Raw genomic sequence first — 23,678 nt, forward strand, 5'->3', positions numbered from 1 at the left:
TTTGTACGCTAAATCAACATCTATATAAATATTTATGGCAGTAGAATTAGAGCCCTTGTGGCTGAAAGTTTTGGGTGATGAATTTGATAAGCCGTATATGGCAGATCTGAGGAAATTCCTGAAAGAAGAAAAGGAAGCAGGGCACAAAATATTCCCTAAAAACGGCGATATATTTAACGCATTTAACAAAACGCCGTTTGATAAACTGGAGGTAGTTATACTTGGCCAGGATCCTTATCATGGCGAAAGCCAGGCGCATGGTTTGTCATTTTCGGTACAAAAGGGCATCACTATACCTCCATCATTAAGAAACATCTACAAAGAGCTGGCGACGGATATCCCGGGTTTTACTATTCCAAACCATGGCGACCTTACAGAATGGACAACTCAGGGCGTACTATTACTAAATGCAAGCCTTACCGTTAGAGCGGGTACACCGGGCTCGCACCAAAAACGTGGCTGGGAAACGTTTACCGATACCGTAATAAAAAGGATCTCCGAAGAAAAAGAAGGAATTGTGTTTATCCTTTGGGGAAGCTTTGCACAGGCCAAAGCCGAACTGATTGATCAGAAAAAACATCACATCATTAAATCACCTCACCCGTCGCCATTTTCAGCAGACCGGGGCTTTTTTGGCTCAAAGCCATTTTCAAGAACTAATGAAATACTTATAAAAGAAGGTAAGAAGCCGATTGATTGGCAGATACACTAATTTGAAGATGTGTTGATTTGAAGATTTGAACATTACAGGAGAATAAATTCATCTTCAAATTGACACATCGTCAAATCTTCAAATCGAATTAATACTCCAGCGGCACTATCGGTTCTTTCTTACTGGTTGACATGATCATCATGGTTTGGAAAGTTTTAACCACGGTGATGCGGCTTATTTTTTCCATGATCAATTGTTCATATGATTTAATGTCACGTACATATACTTTCAATAAAAAATCACACTGCCCGGTTACGTGGTGGCACTCTGTAATTTCTTTGATGGTTTGGATCTCATCCAAAAATGTTTGGATAGTGTTTTTTTGATGAAAATCAAGAGAGATCTGGATAAAGGTTTTTATCCCAAGGCCAAGTTTTTCTTCATCAACCAAAGCATGGTAGCTCTTTATATATTCTGCATTTTCCAGCTTCCGCACCCGTTCTAAAGTTGGTGCGGGCGAAAGCCCTATTTCATTTGACAGTTGAAGGTTGGTTATCCTTCCATTTTCTTGTAATATCTTTAATATTTGCAGGTCTATTTTATCTAATTCAGCAGCCATAGTAATGCAAATATATACTTTTACTTAATCTACAAAATAAAATTTTTTAAAAAACGCCTTTAACCGAAATAAATTCTTTTTCTACAAATATTTAGGTTTGTCTAAATTTTTAATTAGATTTGTATAAATGAATACTTTAGCCGAAGAAAACTACTTAAAGTCAATCTATCACCTGTCACTTAATGCCGAAAGTGTAAGCACTAACCAGCTTGCAGCACTATTAAATACAAAGGCATCGTCGGTAACAGACATGCTGAAAAAGCTGGCTGATAAAGAGCTTATCAATTATACCCCATACCAGGGCGTTACGCTTATGGCCGCGGGCGAAAAAATTGCTGTAAATATTATCCGCAAGCACAGGCTATGGGAATTTTTTTTGGTTGAGAAATTGAATTTTAAATGGGACGAGGTACATGAGATGGCTGAAGAGATGGAACATATCTCTTCAAACGAACTGATTGACCGCCTCGATAAATTTATGAACTTCCCGAAATATGATCCTCATGGGGATCCGATACCTGACTCCAATGGTAAATTTAAAATACATGATCTGAAGCCCGTTTCAGCAATTGAACTTAATGGAAGCGGGATAATTTGCGGAGTGCGTGACCACTCTGCCGCTTTTTTACAATACCTGGAAAAGCATGGCCTTACTATAGGAAAAAAAATAATGGTTGAAGACATTATTGAGTTCGACCGATCAATGGTATTGCAGATGGAAAACAAAACCGTACAGATAAGCCGCGAGGTAGCTAATAATTTATTGATCACCTTATGAGTAACAAAAACGACCGTTCATTAGCTAATGTTCATAGTTCAATAAACACCGAAAGTAAAACCGGATGGAAAAGAGTTTTAGCTTTTTTGGGTCCGGCTTACCTGGTTAGCGTAGGTTATATGGATCCGGGCAACTGGGCGACAGATATTGCCGGCGGCAGCGCATTTGGGTACAGGCTGATATGGGTTTTGTTTGCGTCAAACCTAATAGCATTGTTGCTGCAATCACTCAGTGCGCGATTGGGAATTGTGCGCGGGCTTGACCTGGCACAAGCTTCAAAAAATGCCTACCCCCGTTTTGTAAATTTCTGTCTTTACATATTGGCCCAGATAGCAATTATAGCCTGCGACCTGGCCGAGATCATCGGTATGGCCATCGGCTTACAGCTATTGTTTCACCTGCCGCTGTTATGGGGCATATCGCTTACTATTACCGATACAGTATTGATGCTGTTCCTGATGAATAAAGGCATGCGCAAGCTTGAAGCTTTCATTATGTCGATGATATTTATTATCGGCTTATCATTTTTAATTGAGATGTTTATTGTCGGGCCCAATGTTGTCAGTGTAGCCAAAGGGTTTATTCCGGGTAATTTATCGGGCAGCGCATTATATATTGCCATAGGTATAATCGGAGCAACGGTAATGCCGCATAATTTATATCTGCATTCATCATTAGTGCAAACCAGGCAAATAACCCGTACAGATGAGGGTATCAAAGCCTCTATTAAGTTCAATCTGTTTGATACGGTTATTGCACTAAACCTGGCATTTTTTGTTAATGCTGCCATATTGATATTAGCGGCGGCGGCATTTTACAAAAACGGCTACTTCCAGGTTGCTGAAATTCAGGATGCTTATAAATTGCTGGAACATATTTTTGGTGCTACAGCCCCTACCCTTTTTGCAATAGCTTTAATAGCATCGGGCCAAAGCTCAACTATAACCGGCACACTTGCCGGGCAAATAATTATGGAGGGGCACATTAACCTGCGTATTGAACCATGGCTGCGGCGATTACTAACCCGTGTGCTGGCCATTGTACCTGCTGTTTTCACTATTATTTACTTTGGTGAAAGTGGTTTGGGCAGCCTTATCATACTAAGCCAGGTTGTATTGAGCCTGCAGTTAGGTTTTGCGGTAATCCCCCTTATCCATTTTACATCAAACAAAAAGAGAATGGGTAAATTTGCCATCAGTTTAAAAGTTAAAATATTGGCCTGGACAAGTGCTATTGTAATTGTAAGCTTAAATGCAAAATTGGTGTATCAGCAAATTGGCGACTGGATAACACAATACCCTTCGGCTACTGTATGGGTTTACGGGCTGGCAACACCCCTGATAGTTGGCGTTGGACTATTACTGGTATATGTATTTTTAAGGCCGATATTTTTTAAACACAGAGATATGCCTGCACAAGTACCCCATGGCCTAGCCACTACAATTGAAGACTTGAAACCGGTTGTTTACAACCATATAGGTATAACTATTGATTTTTCAAAAAACGACGCAGATTGTATCCGAAACGCTATAATGCAGGGCGGCAAACATGCAGCTTATACATTAATACATGTTGTTGAAACCGCAGGCGCACGTTACTACGGTACTGAAGTAATGGACCACGAAACACAAAGCGACGTTGATAACCTTAACACTTATGTTAATACGCTTGTAAAACATGGTTATAAGGCAAGAGCCCAAATTGGTTACGGAAGCGCTGCAAGCTCAATAGCTAAAATTGTAAACAGCGAGGATATCGATTTTATAGTAATGGGATCGCATGGACATAAGGCATTAAAAGATCTGATTTTTGGAACAACTGTAAATTCCGTGCGCCACAAGGTGAACGTACCTGTGCTGGTGGTTAAGCCACAAAAATAATTTGCATATTTGCAGCAAAAGAGGCAGTGATGAACCAGGATATTTATATAAAGAACAAAAAAGCTTATTTTGAGTACCACATACTTGATAAATACATTGCAGGCATAAAGTTACTGGGTACTGAAATAAAATCTATCCGCGATGGTAAAGCCAATATTAATGATGCGTTTTGCACTTTTATAAATGATCAGCTTTATGTACGGAACCTGCATATAGCTGAGTATAGTTTTGGCTCATTTTATAACCACGAAGCCAAACGCGACCGCGTTTTACTGCTCACCAAAAAAGAATTAAAAAAATTGCAAACCCGCGGCGAGGAAAAAGGATTAACTATTGTACCTCTTGCATTATTCATCAGCGAACGCGGCTTTGCCAAATTGGAAATTGGCCTTGCCCAGGGCAAAAAGACCTTTGATAAACGCGAAACCCTAAAAGAGCGTGATACAAAGGTTGAGATGGATAGAGCGATGAAAAGATAATTTTGATTTCGGATTTCGGATGTTCGATTTCGGAATTGTTTTTTTAGAAAAATTTATTTAAACCATTGTTTATCCTGCGTTTAAATCCTTTTAAATTAAATCCGAAATCGAACATCCGAAATCCGAAATTCCTTCTACCACGCTTTATCTCCAACCAACGGCACAAATCTAAAAGTATCCAGCACAATCTTTTCATAGTCATGCTCGGCAACTTTAATTATGGTAACCATTTTTTGCAATCGCTCGTCACCTACGGGGATCACCAGGATGCCTCCAATATTCAGCTGTTTTAATAACACATCCGGAACTGTTGGCGCACCGGCAGTAACTATTATTTTATCGTAAGGCGCATGTTTGGCTAAGCCTATTGAGCCATCTCCAACAAAAAAATTAGCTTTGTAACCAATATGCGGTAAAACCAGGCGGGCAAGGTTATACAATTTCTCCTGCCGTTCAATAGTATAAACTTTTGCGCCGAGTTCAAGCAAGATACATGTTTGGTATCCGCTGCCGGTACCTATCTCAAGCACCTTGTCGCCTTTATTAATATGGAGCAATTGGGTTTGGTAGGCTACCGTATAAGGCTGAGATATAGTTTGCCCTTCGCCTATTGGAAAGGCTATATCTTTATAGGCCTGGTTCCAGAAGGTTTCATCAAAAAAATAATGGCGCTTTACTTTGCCTATTGCGGCTAAAACCCGTTCGTCATCAATTCCTTTTTTCTTTAATTCTTCAACCAGTAACTTGCGCGCACCTTTTTCGCGGTAATTGTCGATATACTTATAGGCCATTGTAAGTACAAATCTAATACGAATTTGACTCGATTTATTGATTTAACAGATTTATAGGAGAAAGGATTTATAATTGATTAATTTTCAGATTGATTTTCTTTACACAATTGGGCTCTCACCCGGTTTAACTAAATAAAATCCTTAAATCGTGTTACATGTGGGTTTATGAAAAACCGGAAAATTACAGGAGTTGGCCACAAAGCACATTTTGTTTGCTTTCTGATGTAAGGCGTTAGCTTCATCAATCATTGATTCATCGCTAACAATAACCCTGGGATATAAAGTTACCTCTTTAAAATGCCCCCCGCCGTCTGAGGTTTCTATCATAATACCTTTTGCCTCATCAGTATATTCAATTACAACAATGCCCACTACCGAGCATAAATGAAGATACCATAACATGTGGCATGAGGAAAGCGATGCTACCAACAACTCTTCGGGGTTATACCTTATATTACTACCACGAAATGAGGGGTCGGATGAAGCGGGAATTGTTGGTTTTCCATCTACAGTTATTGTGTGACTTCTTTCATATGACCGATAGTCACTTGTTCCGTTGCCCAGGTTTCCTGTCCAGGCAATGTTTGTTTTGTAATGATGCTCGCTCATAAATCAGTGATTTTTTAACAAAGTTATCACTACTAAATTGAAAAAAATCAATATGGATCAACATCAGGCTGCACTATGCTCCCTTTGCTCAGCTTAGTGGTTTGAAACTGCGTAATTATATCCCTGATGATAGCTTTTACTTTATTAATGGAGATGCCGTCCTTTTCAAATTTCAACATTATAGTTTTAATATAATAGTTCCTGATCCGGCTAACCAGCGGAAATTCAGGCCCAATTACCCTGTCATCGAACTGTTTACGTAGCTCATTGGCAAGGTAAATGGATTGATTATGCACAATTTCGGGATCTTTGTGCTTAATATCCAGGTTAATGATGCGGTAAAATGGTGGATATTTAAAACTCTTACGCTCCTCCATCTCCGTAAAATACAGATCGGTATAATTATTTTCAATAACCTGTTTTATAACGCGGTGCCCAGGGTCATAAGTTTGGATCACCACCTTCCCCTGCTTGCCCCTGCGCCCTGCCCTGCCACTAACCTGGGCCAGCATCTGGTAGCTGCGCTCATTGGCACGGTAATCAGGATACTTCAGCAGGCTGTCCGCATTGATAATCCCTATAACCGTAACATCTGCAAAATCCAATCCTTTGGCAACCATTTGCGTGCCTACCAGTATATCAATTTTCTTCTCTTCAAGATTATTTAATATGGTTTGCAATGAATTGCGCGAACGGGTAGTATCCAGGTCCATACGGGCCATCCGGGCATCCGGTAAAATCATCGCTAGTTCATCTTCAACTTTTTCTGTCCCAAAGCCTTTGTATTCAAGGTGGGTTGATCCGCAAGCAGGACAAATCTGCGGGGCATCTTCTTTATACCCGCAGTAGTGGCAATGCAGCTTACCACTGCTTTTATGATAGGTTAAGCTAACATCACAATTAATACATTTGGGCGTATAGGCACATATCTTACACATCAGCAGCGGTGCATATCCGCGCCTGTTCTGAAACAAAATAACCTGTTCCTTATTTTCAAGAGCCTTATTAATATCCCCCATCAACACACTTGTAAAGTGCGATTGCATGGTTTTTCGCCTGGTTTCTTCTGCTATGCTAACCACCTCTATTTCAGGAAGCTTTACGCCGCCATATCTTTCGGTAAGCTCTGCAAAGCCATATTTATGGATCCGGGCATTGTAATAGCTTTCAAATGATGGTGTCGCTGAGCCTAACAACACCTTACCCTTGTGCATATTAGCTAAAAAAATAGCGGCATCGCGGGCATTATAGCGTGGTGCAGGGTCAAATTGCTTGTACGAAGTTTCGTGCTCTTCATCCACAATAATCAAACCCAGATCATTAAACGGCAAAAAAACAGCTGACCGTGCCCCCAGCAAAACCTTATATTCATTACTGATAACTTTTTGCCAAACCTCAACCCGCTCATTATCATTAAACCGGGAATGATAAATCCCTATGCTCGCCCCAAAATATACGCGCAGGCGCTCAATAATATGTGTGGTGAGTGCAATCTCAGGCAGCAGATACAGAACCTGCCTGCCTGAGCTGATCATCTCTTCAATCAGCCTAATATAGATCTGTGTTTTGCCGGATGATGTAACCCCATGCAAAAGCACCACATCCGTTTGCTTAAACTGCTCTTTAACTTCTCCGAGTACCGCATTTTGCTGTTCACTTAATTCAAAGTTGCTGTAAAGCTCTTCTTCTTCAAAAAACAAACGGCTTACATTTTTTTCCTCAATAACAAATACTTCCTTTTCTTCAAGCGATTTAATGCTTGCCACACCTGCTCCGCTTTCTTCAATCAGTTCATTTTTTGAAATACTTTTTTGATGGCGTGAAAGCTTTATATAGGCCAATACAGCATCTGCCTGTTTAGGGGCACGTTTTTCAAGAATGCCAAAAAGCTCCCTTAAATTATCCGGGTTTTGATAAATAGGATTCAGCGTTATAAAACTCCGGGTACGGGGTTTATAACGTTCGCTAACCTCCTCTGATATATGAATTACATTTTTTTCGAATAATGATTTTAAAATAGGCATAACCGTTTTTTGCCCCAACAGCTTCACAATATCGCTAACGGTTAGTTCGGGCTGAATATCAAGCGCTTCAACAATTAAAAATTCTTTGTCGTGCAGCAATGTGCGGTCAACCTCATAATCTTTGTTAAGCATTATCCGTGTTTCACTGGCCAGTTTTAATGCTGATGGCAATGCGGCATTCATCACCTCGCCCAAAGTACACATATAATATTCCGACATCCATTGCCAAAACTTTAACTGTTCGGCGGTAACTACAGGTCGGTCATCCAATAGTTCTATAATATATTTTGCCTGGTATTTTTCAGGCGCCAGTTTGCCTATTGATGCAATAATTGCGGTGTAAAGCTTGCTTTTGCCAAACTGCACTACTGCTCTCTTGCCCACCATTACAGCGTCGTTCATTTCATAAGGAACGCGGTAGGTATAATTTTTTGCAATTGCCAAAGGCAAAATCACTTCAACAAAAAGTGTTTCGCGGTCGGTATACTGTGCTTCGGCAAACTCTAACATTAAATTATTTATTTTTGGTAGCAGCAATACCCATAGTTATCCATCCACAAATAAACAGAAATCCGCCAAGCGGGGTTACAGGGCCAATTATCCGGATCCACGCCCATCCAAGTAGTTCGAGGGTTGCAAGCAGGTATAATGAACCGCAAAAGAATACTATCCCAATGGTAAAAAGATAATAGCAAGTGTTAACAAGTGTAGTTTGGTACCTGCTCAGGTGTGATAAAGCCAGTAAGGCAAATACATGGTAAAACTGGTACTGTACTGCGGTATTCCATACCTGCATATCTTTCACAGATAAACGTGTTTGCAAGCCATGTGCAGCAAAAGCACCTGCAATAACAGCAAGCGCACCTAAAATAGAAGCGGTAATAAATATTTTCTTCTTCATGAGTTATAAAGATGAGTTATAAGCGGCAAAGTTAAGATTTATTGAGATAGGTTGATTGGGTTGGATTAAGTTGACAGGGTTAAAAATCACTTACATGTTGCATTAGTTAAAGCAGAAAGCAGCCTGGTTGATATTAATATTTTAAACAATTATAATTTAAAAAACCGACCATGGCAACCTAATCAACGCAATCAACCTAATCTAACTTAATCAACTTAAAAACCTACATTTGCACAGCAGTCAGCAATGAAAAAGCAAATAATTATTACCCTAATTTTATTAGCAGTTACAGCGTTTGTAACGGTTGTTTATTTTAAAAACTTAAACCCGCCGGGAACACGTACCAACCAGGTAATGGATTCAATCCCTGGTAATGCATCGTTGATATTTGAATTTAATAATGATAAAGGTTTTTATGATATTTTTAAAGATAACAAACTATTTGCAGCAGTTATTGGAAAACAGAAACTGGGCCTGTTAGATACCCTAAGGCAGCAGCTACTTCAAAATCCGATATTAAGCAAATACTTTACCGGTCAAAATATATTCATTTCCTTACATCCTTCAAAAACAGATGGCATTGATCTGCTGCTCTCCATGTCGCCGGCCAATGGGTTTGAACCTGATTTGTTTGACCAGTTAAGTAAAAAAACAAACAGCGGGCTCTTGGTAACCCCTATCCGTACTGCGGGAAGATCTGGATATAACATTTATATAAGTGCACTAAAAAAACGTTTTTATATAATAAATAAAGGGAACAATGTTTTTTCAGGCAGTTTTTCAAAAGAACTGATAGATCAAAGTATATCTCATAAAAACAAGGCTGATAAAGAACCCTTTGTTTTACTTTCCGAGCAGCAAAGCAATAATTCACTGGCTAACCTTTATGTAAATTACACTGAGCTTTCTCCCTTATTTGAGCAACTGTTTAAAAATAAAAATACTGATATTTTTAAAAACTTTAAACTGTTGCCTGCGCTGGCAACATTAAGCCTGAATTACCGCAGTGATGCTATTATGTTTAACGGATCTACAACGGTGCAAAACAGTGGCCCGTTAAGCTATTTAAACCTATTTACAGGCCAGCAACCGGTTATTAATCATCTGAAAGATATTTTTCCTTCAACAACTGCATACAGTACCAATTTCTCTGTTTCAAATCCTTTGAAATTTGGCACAAACCTAACTGACTGGCAGAATAAAACAGGGCTTTCAGCCGAAAGAGATCAACTATACAGCAAGGTAAAAGCTGAAGCTGCAGTGAAAATAAAAACTGAGTTCAATAGTTTACTTGGCAATGAGTTTGCTATTGTAACAACCCGTTTTTTTGAAAAATTCGCGATAATATCTGTAAAAGACGGATCAAAGCTCAAATTAATTATAACGGCTATAAGTACTATGAACGATGAAAACATAGGGCAATTAAGTTATGATAAGTTACCGTTTTTTTTACTGGGCGATGCTTTCAGTATTTTCAGAAAACCGTATTTTATAATAATTGACAATTATTTAATACTTGCTAATAGCAATGCTGAATTAGCAAGCTATTACGATACCTATATAAACCGTAAGTTTTTAAACAAAAACGAACAATATAACCAGTTTGATAATTTACTGGCAGCACAAAGCAATGTTGCTTTCTTTTTTCATTTTAAAAATGCTCAACCTATACTCGAAAGAGATATGGATCCGGGTGTATATGACGATTTTAAATCAATTGATCCCGGGTGGAAAAATTTTTATGCTGCATCGTTTCAGTTTACCGCGGCTGACAAAAACTTTTACACCAATTTTTGCATGAAGCTGAGTACCGATACAACTGCTTACCAATTAAAATAGACCTTCATTCACACAACTATAAACACTCAATTTCGTTAAACTGGTTTATTGTTATTATTTTTCAATTAATCGATTTGGAGTTTTATCTTTAAGACGAATATAAAAATACCGTCACTGCGCGATATATGAAGAAGATTTTACTTGTTTTTTTGTTAATATCATTCTCAGTTAAAATTTTTGGTCAACAATTTTCCCAGTATAATACAGGCAGTTTGTATGACTCTTTTGAAAACCCTTCCCAAAAAGCTTTTATAACCGATTCAAGCAAGCAATTTGCCTCCAATTTCCTGGTACCCAATTTTAACGTTAACTTTTTTATTCTTGGCGATGCACAGGCAAGCCTAAAGGGGCGGGCTTTTAATAATATGTATAATAATACAGCATTACGGATAAACAAGGGCAGGGAAAATCATTTAAATGCTAATTTGAACGCGTATTCTATTATGTTCAAAATGTTTTCGAGCCTGAATGGAGATGTTGAGCTGGGTTTCGCGGTGCAAACCAAAATGGAAGGAAAAGGAACATTTACCGATGAGTCAATAGCCTTGTTAAATGGCCCGGCAAGTTTTAACGCCAATAGCTATTCTAATATTTTTAATAATAACTTCCATTTCCAATCATACCACCAAATCAGTTTCACTTATAAAGAAAAGATCAATAAGCAATTTTCTTTTGGCGCAAAGTTAAGTGCGTTATTAGGCATACAATATGAAAAGTTAAATACTACCAGCTCACAAGTAGTTTTTGATAATATTAATGATTCGGCTATCCTGGGGTTAAGCGGCGTTTATTATACAAATTACATTCCCGGGCATTTAACTTCCCGCGATTATTTGCCAACTTTCCGCAATCCGGGGGCGGCTATCTCATTAGGCGCAACCTTCCGAACGGAGGATAGCTTTTTCATACAGGGGAATATAAAGGACCTGGGCTTTATTCACTGGAGCAGCCGTTCACGTGTGGGTGCATTTAATGATATTACTACTATAAATGGTTTATCATCAAAAAGCAGAGAAGACAGTATATACAATGCAGTTAGCCACATAATTCATGGTAATTCAGTACAAACATCATTTAACACTCCGATTGATGGCAGGGCCGAGTTAAGTATCCATAAAAAATTCTGGATAGATGATAATAAAAACTTCCGGTACTCGCCAACACTTATAGCATCAAAAGAATTGTTTTATCCGGGTTTTACCGGTGCCTTGGTTAATCCTTTTCAGTATAAAAAATACATTTTAACCCTTACCACAACCTATGATGACTTGAAAATGTTTAACCTGGGTGCACAGTTTATGGTACAAACTCCAAATTTTGAATTTTATTTGGGCAGTGATAAACTATCGCAAACCGGCAGTTTATTGTCATCACAGCTAAATAAAAGTACAACCCAGACCTTTCAAAACAGTGCATTTACCGGGGCTGATATCTTTTTAGGCTTTTCACTTAAGATTGGACCGGTAATAGAGCATCCCATGAATGCAAGTGTTATCCCAACAGGCGAAAAGGGATTTTTAAGCCGTTTGTGGGGACGCATATTTAAAACAGACAACTAGATTTCGGAATTCGGATATTCGATTTCGGATTTATTAAATGCGGAGTTCGGAGTGTTGAATGCGGAATTTTTGGAATGCGGATGCAAAATAATTGCCTTTGTTATTTAAATTCTGAATAAATTTCTAATCGCTATAAATCCGAAATCGAATATCCGAATTCCGAAATCACCCCGCTTTTTTACCGGCAATAAAATCCTTAAGATAATAGGGTTCAAAGTAAGCAACGTCTTCAAATTCCCCATTATTAAATTTTTCTGCTGCCTTTTGGGTAAGGCTGGTTGCCGAGTTTTCAAAGCCCGGTAAAAAGGAAGCGTTGGGGTTTTTATTCAAAACATTAAAACACTTTTCGGCACCGTCGCCAAAAAACAAGATCTCGTTGTTTTTTAAAAGATCATCAAAACTATTTTCATCAACTATTGTCGCAGAGGTTGGTTTTATTCTTTCGCCGCTAGTGGTAAATACTGCGGTATAAACCTCCATTCGCCTGGCATCTATCATAGGGCACAAAAGCAGGTTTTCTTTTGATTTGTATTCATCCATACTGATAATCCCATAAGCCATGGCCTCTAAAGTTTCAATAGCAATAAGCGGTTTATCAAGTGCAAAACATAAACCTTTGGCTGTTGATATACCAATACGCAACCCTGTGTATGAACCTGGCCCGCAGCTAACTGCAATAGCATCAAGATCCGGATAGTTGAAACCAACTGTTGATATTATTTCTTCAATAAACCTGGTGATTACTTCGGCGTGTAAATTACGCCCGTTAACCTGTTTACAGGCCAATACAACTCCATCTTTTGCCAGGGCAACAGAACATGAGGGAGTAGCGGTTTCAATTTGTAAAATCAGGCTCATTTTTTAAGTCTTAAGTCCAAAGTCCGGAGTCTTAAGTCAGTGCATATAGCCACTTTTTGACTTATGACTCCGGACTTAAGACTCATATCATGGTACGGGATCATGCCCGTGGCCCCCCCAGGGGTTGCAGCTGGCAATACGTTTTAAAGTTAACCACCCGCCTCTAAAGGGGCCATGTTTTTTTATTGCTTCTACTCCATATTGTGAGCAGGTAGGTGTATACCTGCATGAAGCACCGGTTAACGGTGATATAAAATATTGGTATATTTTTATAAGCACAACGAAAACTGATCCAACTATAAGCTTCAATATGTTGCTGATAGCTTTCATTTTTCAATTTCTGCACAAAGCTGTGTTAAAAGCTTCAGCATTTTTTTTTCAGCAAAATCATATTCAGCAATTTCCTTACCTATAAAGCCTACTGAAAGCACAATTTTTTTGTTGCTACTGTTCAATACATCGTATAAATATTTTTGCTTATTAAGCCTGTAAGCCTCACGTATGCGTCTTTTTATTAAATTACGGTCAACAGCGTGTTTATAACGCCTCTTTGATACCGAAAATAAAATTTGAACGGGAAATTGCGCGGGCTCATTAACCAACAGCCACGAAGCTTTAAAAGGGTAACATAAAAAAGAAGAACCGTTATGAAAAAGCTTGTCAATAAGCTTCTTATTACATAACCGTTCTTCTTTTTTAAAAGTGTACATAGTTGCTGATGCTGAACCGAAATTTAAGTATACAACCGGCTCAAGCCCCTATCCGGAGAAAGCAACCAGCTTTATGCTTTATGACTGCGTTCGTCAGATACTGATAATCTTTTTCTGCCTTTAGCTCTTCTCGATGCTAATATTCTTCTGCCGTTAGCAGTTGACATGCGCTCACGGAAACCGTGTTTATTTCTTCTTTTCCTTTGTGAGGGCTGAAACGTTCTTTTCATGGCTATTTTATTCTATTCGTCGTTTTTAAAACAAGAGCGCAAATGTAGTTATTTTTTGGTATTTCTCAAATATTGTTTTGCTTTTTTGAGTTGATGAGGTTTCGAAGGGTTGATTAAGTTAGATTAGGTTGATTGAGTTAGAGCGGCGTACCAATTCTATCTTTAATGCTGGATCTGAAATCAGTTTGATATGTTCAGCGGTTTAAATATATTGCACTTTATAATCATGAAGATGCGCTTAAGTAATTTTCAAAACTCAATCTAACTTAATCAACTCAATCAACCTATAATGAAAGCTATACTCATAATACTACTTGTATTGCCTCTCTGTGTATTATCACAGGATTCCTTATCTACCCATTACAAGATCTACAGCTCATCAAAGCAAAAGATAGTAACGCTTGATGAGATAGCAAATGATATGAGAAAAGCCGATGTTTTGTTTTTTGGCGAAGACCATAATGACTCAACGGGGCATTACCTGGAATATGCTATTTTCAAAAAGCTTGCCGATAAATACCAGGGAAAGGTGGCTTTATCAATGGAAATGTTTGAAACAGACTGCCAAACCCCGCTTAATGAATATCTTGCAGGCCTTATCCGCGAAAAAAACTTTATTACCGAAGCACGTGCCTGGCACAATTATAAAGATTACCGCCCGCTGATCGAACTGGCTAAAACTAACCATATACCGGTTACAGCAGCTAATGCACCGGCACGATACACCAATATGGTTAACCGTTTAGGGCTGGGCAGTTTGCAGCAGCTTGATGAAAAGGGGAAAGCTTTATTACCTCCATTACCCATTGATACTGCCACCGGCGCTTATTATGATAAATTTGTTGCTATAATGGGCGGGCATGGCGCAATGGGTAACATGAAAATGTACCAGGCGCAAAACCTTTGGGATGCAACCATGGGCTATAATGTAGCACTATTATTTAGAAACCATCCAGGGTTTAAGATATTGCAGGTAAACGGCGGTTTTCACAGTGAAGAAAAATTGGGCACCGCCGCCCAGTTAAAAAAGTATGCGCCCAATGTGCGCATCCTGAATATTGCTGCTTATGATGATGATAGTTTTGATAACCCCGACTGGAGTAAATTTACCAGCAAAGCCGATTATATTATACTTACAGACCCTAAATTGCCTAAAACTTTTTAGTTTACTGGTTCATTGGTTCAATAGTTCATTGGTCTTGTCACTTCATGTTTAAAATGACAAGACCAATGAACTATTGAGCCAGTGAACTAATGAACAACGAATTAAGCTTTCTTAGCAAGCAAATCTCTTATCTCAGTAAGTAAAATTTCTTCTTTTGTTGGTTCCGGATCAACTGCAGGTGCAGGTTCTTCTTCTTTTTTTAATGAATTAATTGCCTTAACCATCATAAAAATACAAAATGCAACAATCAGGAATTGGATTATAGCGTTTATAAAATTACCGTAGTGTATTGCGTTTTCTAAGATCTTGTGTGCTGGATCGGCCTCTTTCAAAACAATCTTTTTATCAGCAAAATCAACTCCGCCAGTTATAAAACCAATTGGAGGCATAATAACGTCAGCTACTAACGATGTAACAATTTTACCAAAAGCGGCACCAATAATAACGCCGACAGCAAGGTCAACTACATTGCCACGCATGGCAAATTCTTTAAATTCTTTTATTATCGCCATATGCCCTGATTTTTGTTAATCTAAAAGTAACTAATAAATTTCAAAGTCATCCAAACAAATTATTTTTTTCAGTATTATATGCTTTGCCAATGCCAAGTTATTTTAGCTATTTTTTAGTTAAAGTAATTGATGTATTTTTGACGTCATCTAATTATGTTAAAACAAAATCTTCAACAGAAACTTTTACAGAAACTCTCTCCGCAGCAAATACAATTTATAAAATTGCTGCAGGTCCCCACCGTTTCATTGGATACACGCATAAAAGAGGAGCTGGAAGAAAACCCTGCGCTTGAAGATCTTAGCTTAACTAATTTAAACGAACCCGAAGAACAATACCCTGACCGCGACCCGGAAGAGGATACTTATAACGGTGATGAAGAAAAAGGTGAAGCCGATGAGTTTAACATTGAAGATTACCTGCAGGAAGATAATTTGAATGAATACGGATCAAAGTATGATCAAAACGGGGATGATGAAGATGAACGAAAGGAAATACCTATTGCTGTACAGAGCTCGTTTTTTGAAAGCCTTCAGCAACAGCTTGATCTTCTCCCGCTATCAGATAAAGATTTCAGAATAGGCAAACAGATAATTGGCAGCCTTGATGACGATGGTTATCTGCGCAGGCCTATAACATCACTTACTGACGATCTTGCATTTTCGCAAAATATTTTTGCCGAAGATGAAGAGGTCGAAGATATGCTAAAAGTTATCCAGAGTTTTGACCCTGCCGGTGTAGGCGCCCGTAGTTTGCAGGAATGTCTTTTGATTCAACTGCGCAAAAAAGACCCGAACGATCCGATCATAAAAAAGGCGATAATGGTTGTTGAGCATTACCTGGATGAGTTTACCCGCAAACATTATGATAAGCTTGAAAAATCATTAAACATGAACTCGGCTGAATTAAGGGCTGTGGTAAATGAAATTTTAAAGCTTAATCCAAAACCAGGCGACTCTAACGAGGTAAACACCAAGCAAATGCAGGTGATCCCTGATTTCCATATCTCAAATAACGATGGGTTCCTGATACTTACCTTAAATTCAAAGAACGCCCCGGAACTTAGGGTAAGCCGTTCATACCAGGAAATGTTTGAGCATTATGACAAGGCGTCGCAACGGGATAAAAAATTGAAAGAAGCTGTTCAGTTTGTAAAGCAAAAGCTCGATTCGGCAAAATGGTTTATTGATGCTATTAAACAGCGCCAGCAAACGCTCTTAAAAACCATGAACGCCATTATGCAATATCAATACGAGTTTTTTCTGACCGGCGACGATAAGAATTTAAAACCAATGATCCTTAAAGATATTGCCGACAGGATCAACATGGATATTTCAACCGTATCAAGGGTTGCCAATTCAAAATATGTACAAACAGAGTTTGGCACATTCCTGCTAAAATCCTTTTTTTCCGAAGCTATACAAACTGAAAGTGGTGAGGAGGTATCAAATAAGGAAGTTAAAAAAATATTGGAAGAACATATTGGCACCGAAGATAAACGCCATCCGTTAGCTGACGAAAAACTCACTGACATCCTTAAAGATGCCGGCTACAATATAGCCCGCCGCACAGTTGCCAAATACCGCGAACAGATGAACATTCCGGTTGCAAGGCTGAGGAAGGAACTATAGGATATAGTATGCAGTTGGCACTGGACAGTTAGCAGTTTTAACACACTTATCAACTGTCAACTGAAAACGGCCCACTGCAAACTCAAAAAAGGTGCTGCGGGCATGTAACCTTATACCTGTTATTAAGCAGTATGCCTATCACAATTTCATGGGTGCCGTTACTTACCGTGTTTAAAGCTGATGTTGTAATATCATAAGAGTACCCGATATTTATAAACGAGCTTACATTTACCCCGGCTAATACGCCAAACGAGTCGTTATGGCGATAGGAGCCGCCAAACCAAAATTTATCACTGAAAGAGAACTTGGCATTTAAATCGTAAGTGACTGGAGTAGGTTTAATCATTTTTATTAAAAATGATGGCAGCAGGGTTATCTCATCCGTTAAAAAAAGTTTCACCCCCCCGGTTACAAAATATTGAGGAACTGTTTTGCTTTGGTTGTAAGAATTATTGGTGCTAAAGTAAAGGTTTTGCGGTATTAGCTGCTGTACCGAAGCACCCACATAATAGTTTGATGAATATAACCAGGTGCCTATGCTCAAATCCGGTTTCCATTGGCTGTTATTCCCGTTACTAATGGCAGGGTCAAGTGGATTTTCAAGCGTAATTAGCGATGTATTTAGACTGATATGATTAAATCCTGCGGAAGCCCCCACAGCCAGGTTTAAATTACTTGCCAGGCCCAGGTGATAAGCATAGGATGCATTAATATTGGTTTGATTGATAGGTCCGGCCTGGTCGCTAATAACCATAAAGCCTATACCATGATGCGGCTCGGCAGCCATATAGTTTTGCGTATATAACCTGCTTGACGGATTTATGCCGCCGTTGGCTGGGAAAGCTGTAGCATCGCCCTGTAAAAAATTCTGGCCAAGCGGTGCATTTATAGTTAGATAACTGGTTACAGGCGCTCCCTGCAAACCTGTCCATTGACTACGGTAACCAGCTTTAACATCGGTATAATTTTCAATGCCCGCAACAGCCGGATTTAACAGGTAATTATTAAAAACATATTGAGTGTACTGCGGCTTTTGTTGTGCCGATATCAATTGCATGCACGAAAGAAAAACCGGCAATAAGTATAGAATTTTTTTCATTAACAGTTTATGCTCTTATACAGCAAGGTAAATTTCATGAACATTATTGGGATTATGTTACTATCAAATCATTTGATTAAATCTTGAATTTATGATCAACCCTCCCAAACAGCCATATCAATGTACGAATATACTTTTTCTCCCTATCTGTTTTATATACCCGGCCATATTATTTGATTAAGAATTAAGATATTGAATACGATTTAACATGTATGACATCAAAATTTGTTATAAAGATGTAATATAACGTGATACGCAATGCCAATAATAAAATACATGCAGGTGCCGCAGATGTGCAAAAATTGCTTGTGTGCTAAAAGAATTTATCGGGATTAGGGACAAGGTTTAAAAATCTTTCAAAATTCTCAGTATAGTGTGATTGATCCAGCTTGTAATAAAATGCTCCTTTTTTTGAAGAAAACTTATCTTTTTCGGACAATTTTACCAGCAAACCGGTTGATAATAATTTACGGCTGAAATTACGGTCATCAAACGTGGTGTTATAAACGCCTTCGTAAAGGGCCTGTAGTTGAGGGATAGTAAATTTTTCGGGCAGCAGCTGAAACAATATAGGGTGCAGGGCAGCTTTGTAACGCAACTGCCTTTTAGCCAGTTTAACCATTTCGTTATGGTCAAAGATCAGTTCGGGCATTTCGCTTAATAAAAACCATTCTGCATGATATTCATCGCTTATTTGTTGTTCATACTGGTGAATATCTATCAGCGCGAAATAGGCTATGGATAAGGTTCTTTCAACCGGGTCTCTGTCCGGCTTTCCAAACACCTGGAACTGCTCCATGTAAACATTCTTTAAACCCGTCCGCAATTCCAAAACGCGATTGGCTGCATCTTCCGGAGATTCTGAGGGTTGAATAAAACCACCCATCAGGCTCCATTTATTTTTTTCGGGCTCAATATTACGCTGGACAAGCAGCAATTTTAAATTCCATCCGTCAAATCCGAAAATTATACAATCAGTAGCAACTAAAATTCGTTTTTGACCAGTATATCTTTGCATAATCGGTTTTATAGTTTATTTACAAGTGTATAAATTTTTTTTGGGAAAATAGTCCGAAAGTCCGGAAAGTCCGAAAGTCCGAAAGAAAAAAAACTTATTACTAAGATAAAAGAAAAGTAACAGCGGATAATTTGTTTAGAAACCTAAATTACATAGTCCGAATAAAGATTAATCTTTCGGACTTTACTGACTTTCCGGACTTTCGGACTCCAATCAACTCACTCTTTTTCCCTGCAACAGCATATCCATTGCATGATCAAATGAGCCTGCACGGATCACTTCGCCTGAGTTGACAAAAAATATTTCATCGGCATTTTCAATGGTATTTAACCGGTGTGCTATAATTACGCGGGTTGTAGTTGCGGGCAGCTTGTTTAAGATTTCACTTAGCAATTTTTCTGTAATTGTATCAATGTTGGCGGTTGCTTCATCTAAAATAAGTAATTCGGGGTTGCGTAATACAGCCCGCATAAAGGCAATCAGCTGTTTTTGTCCCAGGCTGATGCTATCACCACTTGATAGGACTTTTGTATCCAGTCCGCTTTCAAATATAGCAAGTAAGCTGCCAAGGTTTGCTTCCCTGATCACCTGTTCCAGTTGCTCATTGGTGTAGTTAACATAAAGCTCATTGCCGTACAGTATATTATCACGTACCGTGCCGGTAAATAAAAATGGTTCCTGTAAAATAAAGCCTATTTTTTTTGTCCTGTCAACAGGTTCATAGCTCCTTATATCTTTACCGCTAAGTAATACCAGCCCTTCGCCAGGGTCATACAAACGGGCTATTAATGATGCGGTTGTTGTTTTGCCTCCCCCCGTTGGACCAACTAAAGCATAGGTTTTGCCCTGCTCCAATTTAAAGCTGATATTGTGCAGGATCTCTCTATCCTCATCATATCCAAAATGCACATTCCTGAATTCCAAAAGAGGAGCAGCGGGCTCAGATACATTGCTTTGTACAATCGCCAGGTCAGGTTTCAGCGACAGGATCTGTGATATCCTGTCCCACCCAGCCATAGCCACCTGAAAATTTGTCCATAATGCTGCTAATTGCCTTAATGGATTATAAAAATTGTTGGCGTATGATAAAAAGCTTACCGCCAGCAAGCCAATGCCTAACTCTCCCAATGATACCAGGTAAATACCATAAGCTAATACTATCAGCTGTGCAAAGCTCGAAAGCATTCCGTAAACCGGCACATATGAATTATTGGCTATACCTGCGCCAATGGATGTTTTATAGTTTTGCTGATTTGCCTCATCAAAACGCTTGCGAAAATAATCGCGCCGGTTAAACGCGATGATCACTTTAAAATTGTTCAGGCTTTCCTGAATCTCAGCACTCATGCCGCCAACGCTTTTAAGATTTTTGGCATTCTTTCTTTTTACCCATGCTGATGTTCCGCTGGTAAATATTAATATAATAACAGCAGGGATAAGCGTTGCCGCTCCAAGCTTTATATTTATAGTCAGTAAAAATATTCCTGCACCCAACATGGTAGCTATACTGCCAATAAACTGCATTAATGATTGCGAAAAAAACTGGTTCAGCTTATCCGTATCATTATTAACGCGCGAAATAAGATCGCCTGCCTTGTTCTGGTTAAAAAACCCTACCGGCAACAGTTGTAATTTATTAAATATAGAGTTACGGAGTGTAAAAAGCATGCGCTGTCCTACCCCGCCCATCAGCATGGTTTGCACATAGCTGGATACTAACGAAACCAGGTACATACAAAACAAAATGGCACAGTTTACCAATACACCATGATAGTTTTTGTGTGCTACAAAAATGTATTTATCGATAGTGTTGCCCACAACAAGCGGACCCATTAGGTTTATTGTTGAAGTAACCAGGATGGTAAAAAAAGCCAGCCAAAGGTTTCTTTTTTCGTGCGATATTAGCTGCAGCAGTTTATTTAGCGACGACCAGGTTGAGGTTTTTGGCGCCTTTGCCTGCAGGTCATTTAGGTTGTAGTTCATAATTGCTGGTGCTTTGTTGCGAGTTATAGATCTGTACGTATTCGGGGCTGGTTTTCATCAGGTCATCATGCTTGCCGCTGGCTATAATTTCTCCCTCCATTAATAAAATTATCTGGTCGTAATGCTCAACCGAAGCTATTTTTTGAGTTACCGACAGCAATGTTAATCCCGGATAGTTCTTTTGTACGTTGGCCAGAATCTTCTTTTCGGTATTGGCGTCAACCCGGGCAGTAAAATCATCAAGCAATAAAATTTTAGGATTTATTGCCAGCGCCCTCGCCAGCATTATGCGCTGTTTTTGTCCGCCTGATAAGCTCGAACCCCGTTCTGAAACTATGGTACTTAACTTTTCGGGCAGGCTCTCAATAAATTCCCTTAACTCGGCCGTATCAATGGCTTTTTGTAATGATTCATCGGTAACCGTATCACTAAATGCAATATTCTCGCGGATGCTCATGTTAAAAATAATACTATCCTGGAAAACAAAACCTACCTGGCTATGAAACGATTCGCTATTATAATCGTCAATGCTGTTACCATCAAATAAAATGGTTCCGCTTTTTGGTTTTATAAGGCCGGTAAGCAGGTAAAGCAGCTGGGTTTTTCCGGCGGCGGTCGGGCCAATTACGGCAATCTTTGAACCTGCCTTTATATCCATGGATATTGCTTTAAGCGCCGGCTTTTGTCCGTAGGATACTGATATATCGTTTAGCTGGATATTCCCGAGTAAAGTTTCCTCTAATACACCTTTCTCAGTTGTATCAACAGCATCTAAAACCGTACTAATCCGCTGAAAGGAGGCACTTGCCGCGACTATAATATTGCTCATAAAACCGATAACCAGGATAGGAAAGATCAGCAGCGCCAGGTAGCTGTTAAAAGCTGCAAAATCTCCGAGACTCATGGTACCGTTTATTACAAAATGTCCGCCCAATGCCAGAATACTTAGCATAGCTATATTGGCCGAAAAAGTTATAACCGGAATTAGCCCGGCAAACATCCTTAAAATAGATATGCCAAAATCTTTTGCTTTGGTGTTGGCCTGCAAAAATTTATCAAACTCCAGTTGTTGTGAGTTAATTACGCGGATCAACGCCGCCCCTAAAATACTTTCGTTTATTACTTTATTAAGCCAATCTATAACCTCGCGGCTTTTCATAAAAAGCTTACGTACCTTTTTAAGCACGTAAAAAAATGTACCGCCAATTATGGGGATAATAGCTATTACGCATATGGCCAGCTTCCAGTTAATGGTAAGCAGCAAAATGCTGGCGCCAATTATAATAAATACTGACGATACAATGGATACCAGCGCCTGAGATACAAATAGCTTTATAGAATCTACATCAGCCGTAAGATTGGTTAATAGTTTTGATGGATTTACCTCCTCAACAAAAGCATAACTTTGGCGCGAGATCTTATCTGAAAGCCTGGTGCGCAGATCGCGGGCCACCTTTTCAGAGGTATAGGTTTGGATAACACTTTGCAGAAAGGAGCAGATAAAGATAAACAGTACCGCTAAAGTAAATTCTATAATAACCGGGCCTGTGTCAAAGTGTACCCGCTGCGTCATGCTATGAATATAATCATCAATACCATGAGAGATTATCCTGGGCAGCCATAGGTTAATGCCGTTGCTAAAAAGTGCAAACATTATCAACAAAAACACCAATCCCGAATATGGTTTTAACAGGCTAAAAATGCCGGGTTGTTTCGGTTTATCTTCAGGCATATTTTTTTTATTTTTTATTTAGACATAAAGCGCGGGTAAAAATAACAATGAATTGTTATTTAATGTGATGACGATTGAGGAAAGGAAAAATTTTATTGTCTGAATCAGGTAATGCCAACTATTTCAGCGTATGTGTCAGTTGAAAAATAGCAAACAGGTGATGAGCTTCATGTAAAAGAAAAAATTCGGTCCATTCTAAGATGTTTAATTTCCCATATTTGGGATGACGGCCCATGCGGTCAAGCTTATCGGGCGATAATTTGGTTACCAGGTTATAGATAATTTCCCTGTCTGATGATATTTTCTTCAGCAGTTCATAAGTTGTAAATGCACAATAGATCTCAAAACCATCATCTTTTTCGGCGTTGTATGCTTCAAACTCCGGGTCATCCATCAACAATATCTTCCTGATCCGGTCGATAAAAACAGGCTGATACTTTGCCAGGTGGGCAATATGCTCATGAATGCTCCATTTACCTTTAATATGATGTTGTTGTATTTGCCTGTCATTAAGGTTTATAATGATAGAGGTAATAGCGCGGTGCTGATCTTTTAAACGGTGTGTTAAGGAGGATTGGATCATTTATCTATATAACGGATATTATTAAAGA

General features: G+C 38.9%; 23 protein-coding genes. 8 read left to right on the forward strand and 15 right to left on the reverse strand.

What is annotated here, in order from left to right; translation table 11 throughout:
- Positions 1-34: 34 nt before the first annotated feature.
- Entirely contained in the window at positions 35-712 is a 678-nt protein-coding gene (gene ung / locus JWQ54_RS27770; protein ID WP_299591146.1) for a uracil-DNA glycosylase, read from the forward strand.
- A gap of 88 nt (positions 713-800) precedes the next feature.
- Here ung and JWQ54_RS27775 read toward each other — a convergent pair whose 3' ends face one another.
- Positions 801-1,271, reverse strand: a complete 471-nt coding sequence (locus JWQ54_RS27775; RefSeq protein ID WP_091144699.1) for an Lrp/AsnC family transcriptional regulator — start codon at positions 1,269-1,271, stop codon at positions 801-803.
- A 127-nt stretch (positions 1,272-1,398) separates the two neighbouring features.
- Here JWQ54_RS27775 and JWQ54_RS27780 point away from each other — a divergent pair, with 127 nt between their 5' ends.
- The 3 genes from JWQ54_RS27780 to smpB are packed head-to-tail and all read left to right on the forward strand — an operon-like array spanning position 1,399 to position 4,408.
- On the forward strand, positions 1,399-2,049 hold the full coding sequence (locus JWQ54_RS27780) for a metal-dependent transcriptional regulator (RefSeq protein WP_299591147.1): 651 nt from the start codon (positions 1,399-1,401) through the stop codon (positions 2,047-2,049).
- Positions 2,046-3,929 (forward strand): Nramp family divalent metal transporter, encoded by a 1,884-nt coding sequence (locus JWQ54_RS27785; RefSeq protein ID WP_299591148.1) that lies wholly within the window; start codon positions 2,046-2,048, stop codon positions 3,927-3,929. Before JWQ54_RS27780 ends, JWQ54_RS27785 begins: the two co-directional genes overlap by 4 nt.
- 29 nt (positions 3,930-3,958) lie before the next feature.
- Positions 3,959-4,408, forward strand: a complete 450-nt coding sequence (gene smpB, locus JWQ54_RS27790; RefSeq protein ID WP_094571524.1) for an SsrA-binding protein SmpB — start codon at positions 3,959-3,961, stop codon at positions 4,406-4,408.
- A gap of 134 nt (positions 4,409-4,542) precedes the next feature.
- Here the strand turns inward: smpB and JWQ54_RS27795 are convergent, their stop codons facing one another.
- The 4 genes from JWQ54_RS27795 to JWQ54_RS27810 form a co-directional block, all read right to left on the reverse strand.
- Entirely contained in the window at positions 4,543-5,199 is a 657-nt protein-coding gene (locus JWQ54_RS27795) for a protein-L-isoaspartate(D-aspartate) O-methyltransferase (RefSeq protein WP_299591149.1), read from the reverse strand.
- A 141-nt stretch (positions 5,200-5,340) separates the two neighbouring features.
- Positions 5,341-5,808: an OsmC family protein gene (locus JWQ54_RS27800; RefSeq protein WP_299591150.1), complete on the reverse strand. Its 468-nt coding sequence runs from the start codon at positions 5,806-5,808 to the stop codon at positions 5,341-5,343.
- A 47-nt stretch (positions 5,809-5,855) separates the two neighbouring features.
- Entirely contained in the window at positions 5,856-8,342 is a 2,487-nt protein-coding gene (gene priA / locus JWQ54_RS27805; protein WP_299591151.1) for a primosomal protein N', read from the reverse strand.
- Between the two features lie 4 nt (positions 8,343-8,346).
- Entirely contained in the window at positions 8,347-8,733 is a 387-nt protein-coding gene (locus JWQ54_RS27810; protein ID WP_299591152.1) for a DUF423 domain-containing protein, read from the reverse strand.
- A gap of 246 nt (positions 8,734-8,979) precedes the next feature.
- On the opposite strand from JWQ54_RS27810, the gene JWQ54_RS27815 reads away from it, so the two are divergent.
- Both JWQ54_RS27815 and JWQ54_RS27820 read left to right on the forward strand, forming a co-directional pair.
- Positions 8,980-10,572 carry a hypothetical protein gene (locus JWQ54_RS27815; RefSeq protein WP_299591153.1) on the forward strand — a complete coding sequence of 531 codons (1,593 nt, stop codon included), beginning with the start codon at positions 8,980-8,982 and terminating at the stop codon, positions 10,570-10,572.
- A gap of 125 nt (positions 10,573-10,697) precedes the next feature.
- On the forward strand, positions 10,698-12,131 hold the full coding sequence (locus JWQ54_RS27820; RefSeq protein WP_299591154.1) for a DUF5723 family protein: 1,434 nt from the start codon (positions 10,698-10,700) through the stop codon (positions 12,129-12,131).
- Between the two features lie 165 nt (positions 12,132-12,296).
- Here the strand turns inward: JWQ54_RS27820 and tsaB are convergent, their stop codons facing one another.
- The 4 genes from tsaB to rpmH all read right to left on the reverse strand — a co-directional run bounded on the left by tsaB (position 12,297) and on the right by rpmH (position 13,929).
- Entirely contained in the window at positions 12,297-12,989 is a 693-nt protein-coding gene (gene tsaB / locus JWQ54_RS27825) for a tRNA (adenosine(37)-N6)-threonylcarbamoyltransferase complex dimerization subunit type 1 TsaB (RefSeq protein WP_299591155.1), read from the reverse strand.
- Between the two features lie 87 nt (positions 12,990-13,076).
- On the reverse strand, positions 13,077-13,319 hold the full coding sequence (gene yidD, locus JWQ54_RS27830; RefSeq protein WP_299591156.1) for a membrane protein insertion efficiency factor YidD: 243 nt from the start codon (positions 13,317-13,319) through the stop codon (positions 13,077-13,079).
- Entirely contained in the window at positions 13,316-13,699 is a 384-nt protein-coding gene (gene rnpA / locus JWQ54_RS27835) for a ribonuclease P protein component (protein WP_299591157.1), read from the reverse strand. The genes yidD and rnpA overlap by 4 nt, the downstream gene beginning before the upstream one ends.
- A 71-nt stretch (positions 13,700-13,770) precedes the next feature.
- Positions 13,771-13,929: a 50S ribosomal protein L34 gene (gene rpmH / locus JWQ54_RS27840; protein WP_094570576.1), complete on the reverse strand. Its 159-nt coding sequence runs from the start codon at positions 13,927-13,929 to the stop codon at positions 13,771-13,773.
- A gap of 289 nt (positions 13,930-14,218) precedes the next feature.
- On the opposite strand from rpmH, the gene JWQ54_RS27845 reads away from it, so the two are divergent.
- Positions 14,219-15,094 carry a ChaN family lipoprotein gene (locus JWQ54_RS27845; RefSeq protein WP_299591158.1) on the forward strand — a complete coding sequence of 292 codons (876 nt, stop codon included), beginning with the start codon at positions 14,219-14,221 and terminating at the stop codon, positions 15,092-15,094.
- A 101-nt stretch (positions 15,095-15,195) separates the two neighbouring features.
- Here the strand turns inward: JWQ54_RS27845 and mscL are convergent, their stop codons facing one another.
- Entirely contained in the window at positions 15,196-15,606 is a 411-nt protein-coding gene (mscL, locus tag JWQ54_RS27850) for a large-conductance mechanosensitive channel protein MscL (protein WP_299591159.1), read from the reverse strand.
- Between the two features lie 153 nt (positions 15,607-15,759).
- On the opposite strand from mscL, the gene rpoN reads away from it, so the two are divergent.
- The gene (rpoN, locus tag JWQ54_RS27855) at positions 15,760-17,235 is read left to right on the forward strand and encodes an RNA polymerase factor sigma-54 (RefSeq protein ID WP_299591160.1); all 1,476 of its coding nucleotides are present in this window, start codon (positions 15,760-15,762) and stop codon (positions 17,233-17,235) included.
- 82 nt (positions 17,236-17,317) lie between these two features.
- On the opposite strand, the gene JWQ54_RS27860 is transcribed toward rpoN, so the two are convergent.
- The 5 genes from JWQ54_RS27860 to JWQ54_RS27880 form a co-directional block, all read right to left on the reverse strand.
- Complete coding sequence (locus tag JWQ54_RS27860) at positions 17,318-18,334, reverse strand: type IX secretion system membrane protein PorP/SprF (RefSeq protein ID WP_299591162.1); 1,017 nt, start codon at positions 18,332-18,334, stop codon at positions 17,318-17,320.
- A 313-nt stretch (positions 18,335-18,647) separates the two neighbouring features.
- Positions 18,648-19,352 carry an NUDIX domain-containing protein gene (locus JWQ54_RS27865; RefSeq protein WP_299591164.1) on the reverse strand — a complete coding sequence of 235 codons (705 nt, stop codon included), beginning with the start codon at positions 19,350-19,352 and terminating at the stop codon, positions 18,648-18,650.
- Between the two features lie 213 nt (positions 19,353-19,565).
- A complete protein-coding gene (locus JWQ54_RS27870) occupies positions 19,566-21,335 on the reverse strand; it encodes an ABC transporter ATP-binding protein (protein WP_299591166.1) in 1,770 nt (589 codons plus the stop codon).
- Positions 21,316-23,067: an ABC transporter ATP-binding protein gene (locus tag JWQ54_RS27875; protein WP_299591168.1), complete on the reverse strand. Its 1,752-nt coding sequence runs from the start codon at positions 23,065-23,067 to the stop codon at positions 21,316-21,318. The genes JWQ54_RS27870 and JWQ54_RS27875 overlap by 20 nt, the downstream gene beginning before the upstream one ends.
- 118 nt (positions 23,068-23,185) lie before the next feature.
- Positions 23,186-23,650: a DinB family protein gene (locus tag JWQ54_RS27880; RefSeq protein WP_299591170.1), complete on the reverse strand. Its 465-nt coding sequence runs from the start codon at positions 23,648-23,650 to the stop codon at positions 23,186-23,188.
- Positions 23,651-23,678 lie beyond the last annotated feature (28 nt).

It is taken from the genome of Mucilaginibacter sp. (assembly GCF_028288225.1).
GTDB lineage: Bacteria > Bacteroidota > Bacteroidia > Sphingobacteriales > Sphingobacteriaceae > Mucilaginibacter.

Bases quoted from the DNA above. Each gene is read 5' to 3' on its own strand.
- ung (WP_299591146.1), top strand. From the start codon at position 35: ATGGCAGTAGAATTAGAGCCCTTGTGGCTGAAAGTTTTGGGTGATGAA.
- JWQ54_RS27775 (WP_091144699.1), bottom strand. From the start codon at position 1,271: ATGGCTGCTGAATTAGATAAAATAGACCTGCAAATATTAAAGATATTA.
- JWQ54_RS27780 (WP_299591147.1), top strand. From the start codon at position 1,399: ATGAATACTTTAGCCGAAGAAAACTACTTAAAGTCAATCTATCACCTG.
- JWQ54_RS27785 (WP_299591148.1), top strand. From the start codon at position 2,046: ATGAGTAACAAAAACGACCGTTCATTAGCTAATGTTCATAGTTCAATA.
- smpB (WP_094571524.1), top strand. From the start codon at position 3,959: ATGAACCAGGATATTTATATAAAGAACAAAAAAGCTTATTTTGAGTAC.
- JWQ54_RS27795 (WP_299591149.1), bottom strand. From the start codon at position 5,199: ATGGCCTATAAGTATATCGACAATTACCGCGAAAAAGGTGCGCGCAAG.
- JWQ54_RS27800 (WP_299591150.1), bottom strand. From the start codon at position 5,808: ATGAGCGAGCATCATTACAAAACAAACATTGCCTGGACAGGAAACCTG.
- priA (WP_299591151.1), bottom strand. From the start codon at position 8,342: ATGTTAGAGTTTGCCGAAGCACAGTATACCGACCGCGAAACACTTTTT.
- JWQ54_RS27810 (WP_299591152.1), bottom strand. From the start codon at position 8,733: ATGAAGAAGAAAATATTTATTACCGCTTCTATTTTAGGTGCGCTTGCT.
- JWQ54_RS27815 (WP_299591153.1), top strand. From the start codon at position 8,980: ATGAAAAAGCAAATAATTATTACCCTAATTTTATTAGCAGTTACAGCG.
- JWQ54_RS27820 (WP_299591154.1), top strand. From the start codon at position 10,698: ATGAAGAAGATTTTACTTGTTTTTTTGTTAATATCATTCTCAGTTAAA.
- tsaB (WP_299591155.1), bottom strand. From the start codon at position 12,989: ATGAGCCTGATTTTACAAATTGAAACCGCTACTCCCTCATGTTCTGTT.
- yidD (WP_299591156.1), bottom strand. From the start codon at position 13,319: ATGAAAGCTATCAGCAACATATTGAAGCTTATAGTTGGATCAGTTTTC.
- rnpA (WP_299591157.1), bottom strand. From the start codon at position 13,699: ATGTACACTTTTAAAAAAGAAGAACGGTTATGTAATAAGAAGCTTATT.
- rpmH (WP_094570576.1), bottom strand. From the start codon at position 13,929: ATGAAAAGAACGTTTCAGCCCTCACAAAGGAAAAGAAGAAATAAACAC.
- JWQ54_RS27845 (WP_299591158.1), top strand. From the start codon at position 14,219: ATGAAAGCTATACTCATAATACTACTTGTATTGCCTCTCTGTGTATTA.
- mscL (WP_299591159.1), bottom strand. From the start codon at position 15,606: ATGGCGATAATAAAAGAATTTAAAGAATTTGCCATGCGTGGCAATGTA.
- rpoN (WP_299591160.1), top strand. From the start codon at position 15,760: ATGTTAAAACAAAATCTTCAACAGAAACTTTTACAGAAACTCTCTCCG.
- JWQ54_RS27860 (WP_299591162.1), bottom strand. From the start codon at position 18,334: ATGAAAAAAATTCTATACTTATTGCCGGTTTTTCTTTCGTGCATGCAA.
- JWQ54_RS27865 (WP_299591164.1), bottom strand. From the start codon at position 19,352: ATGCAAAGATATACTGGTCAAAAACGAATTTTAGTTGCTACTGATTGT.
- JWQ54_RS27870 (WP_299591166.1), bottom strand. From the start codon at position 21,335: ATGAACTACAACCTAAATGACCTGCAGGCAAAGGCGCCAAAAACCTCA.
- JWQ54_RS27875 (WP_299591168.1), bottom strand. From the start codon at position 23,067: ATGCCTGAAGATAAACCGAAACAACCCGGCATTTTTAGCCTGTTAAAA.
- JWQ54_RS27880 (WP_299591170.1), bottom strand. From the start codon at position 23,650: ATGATCCAATCCTCCTTAACACACCGTTTAAAAGATCAGCACCGCGCT.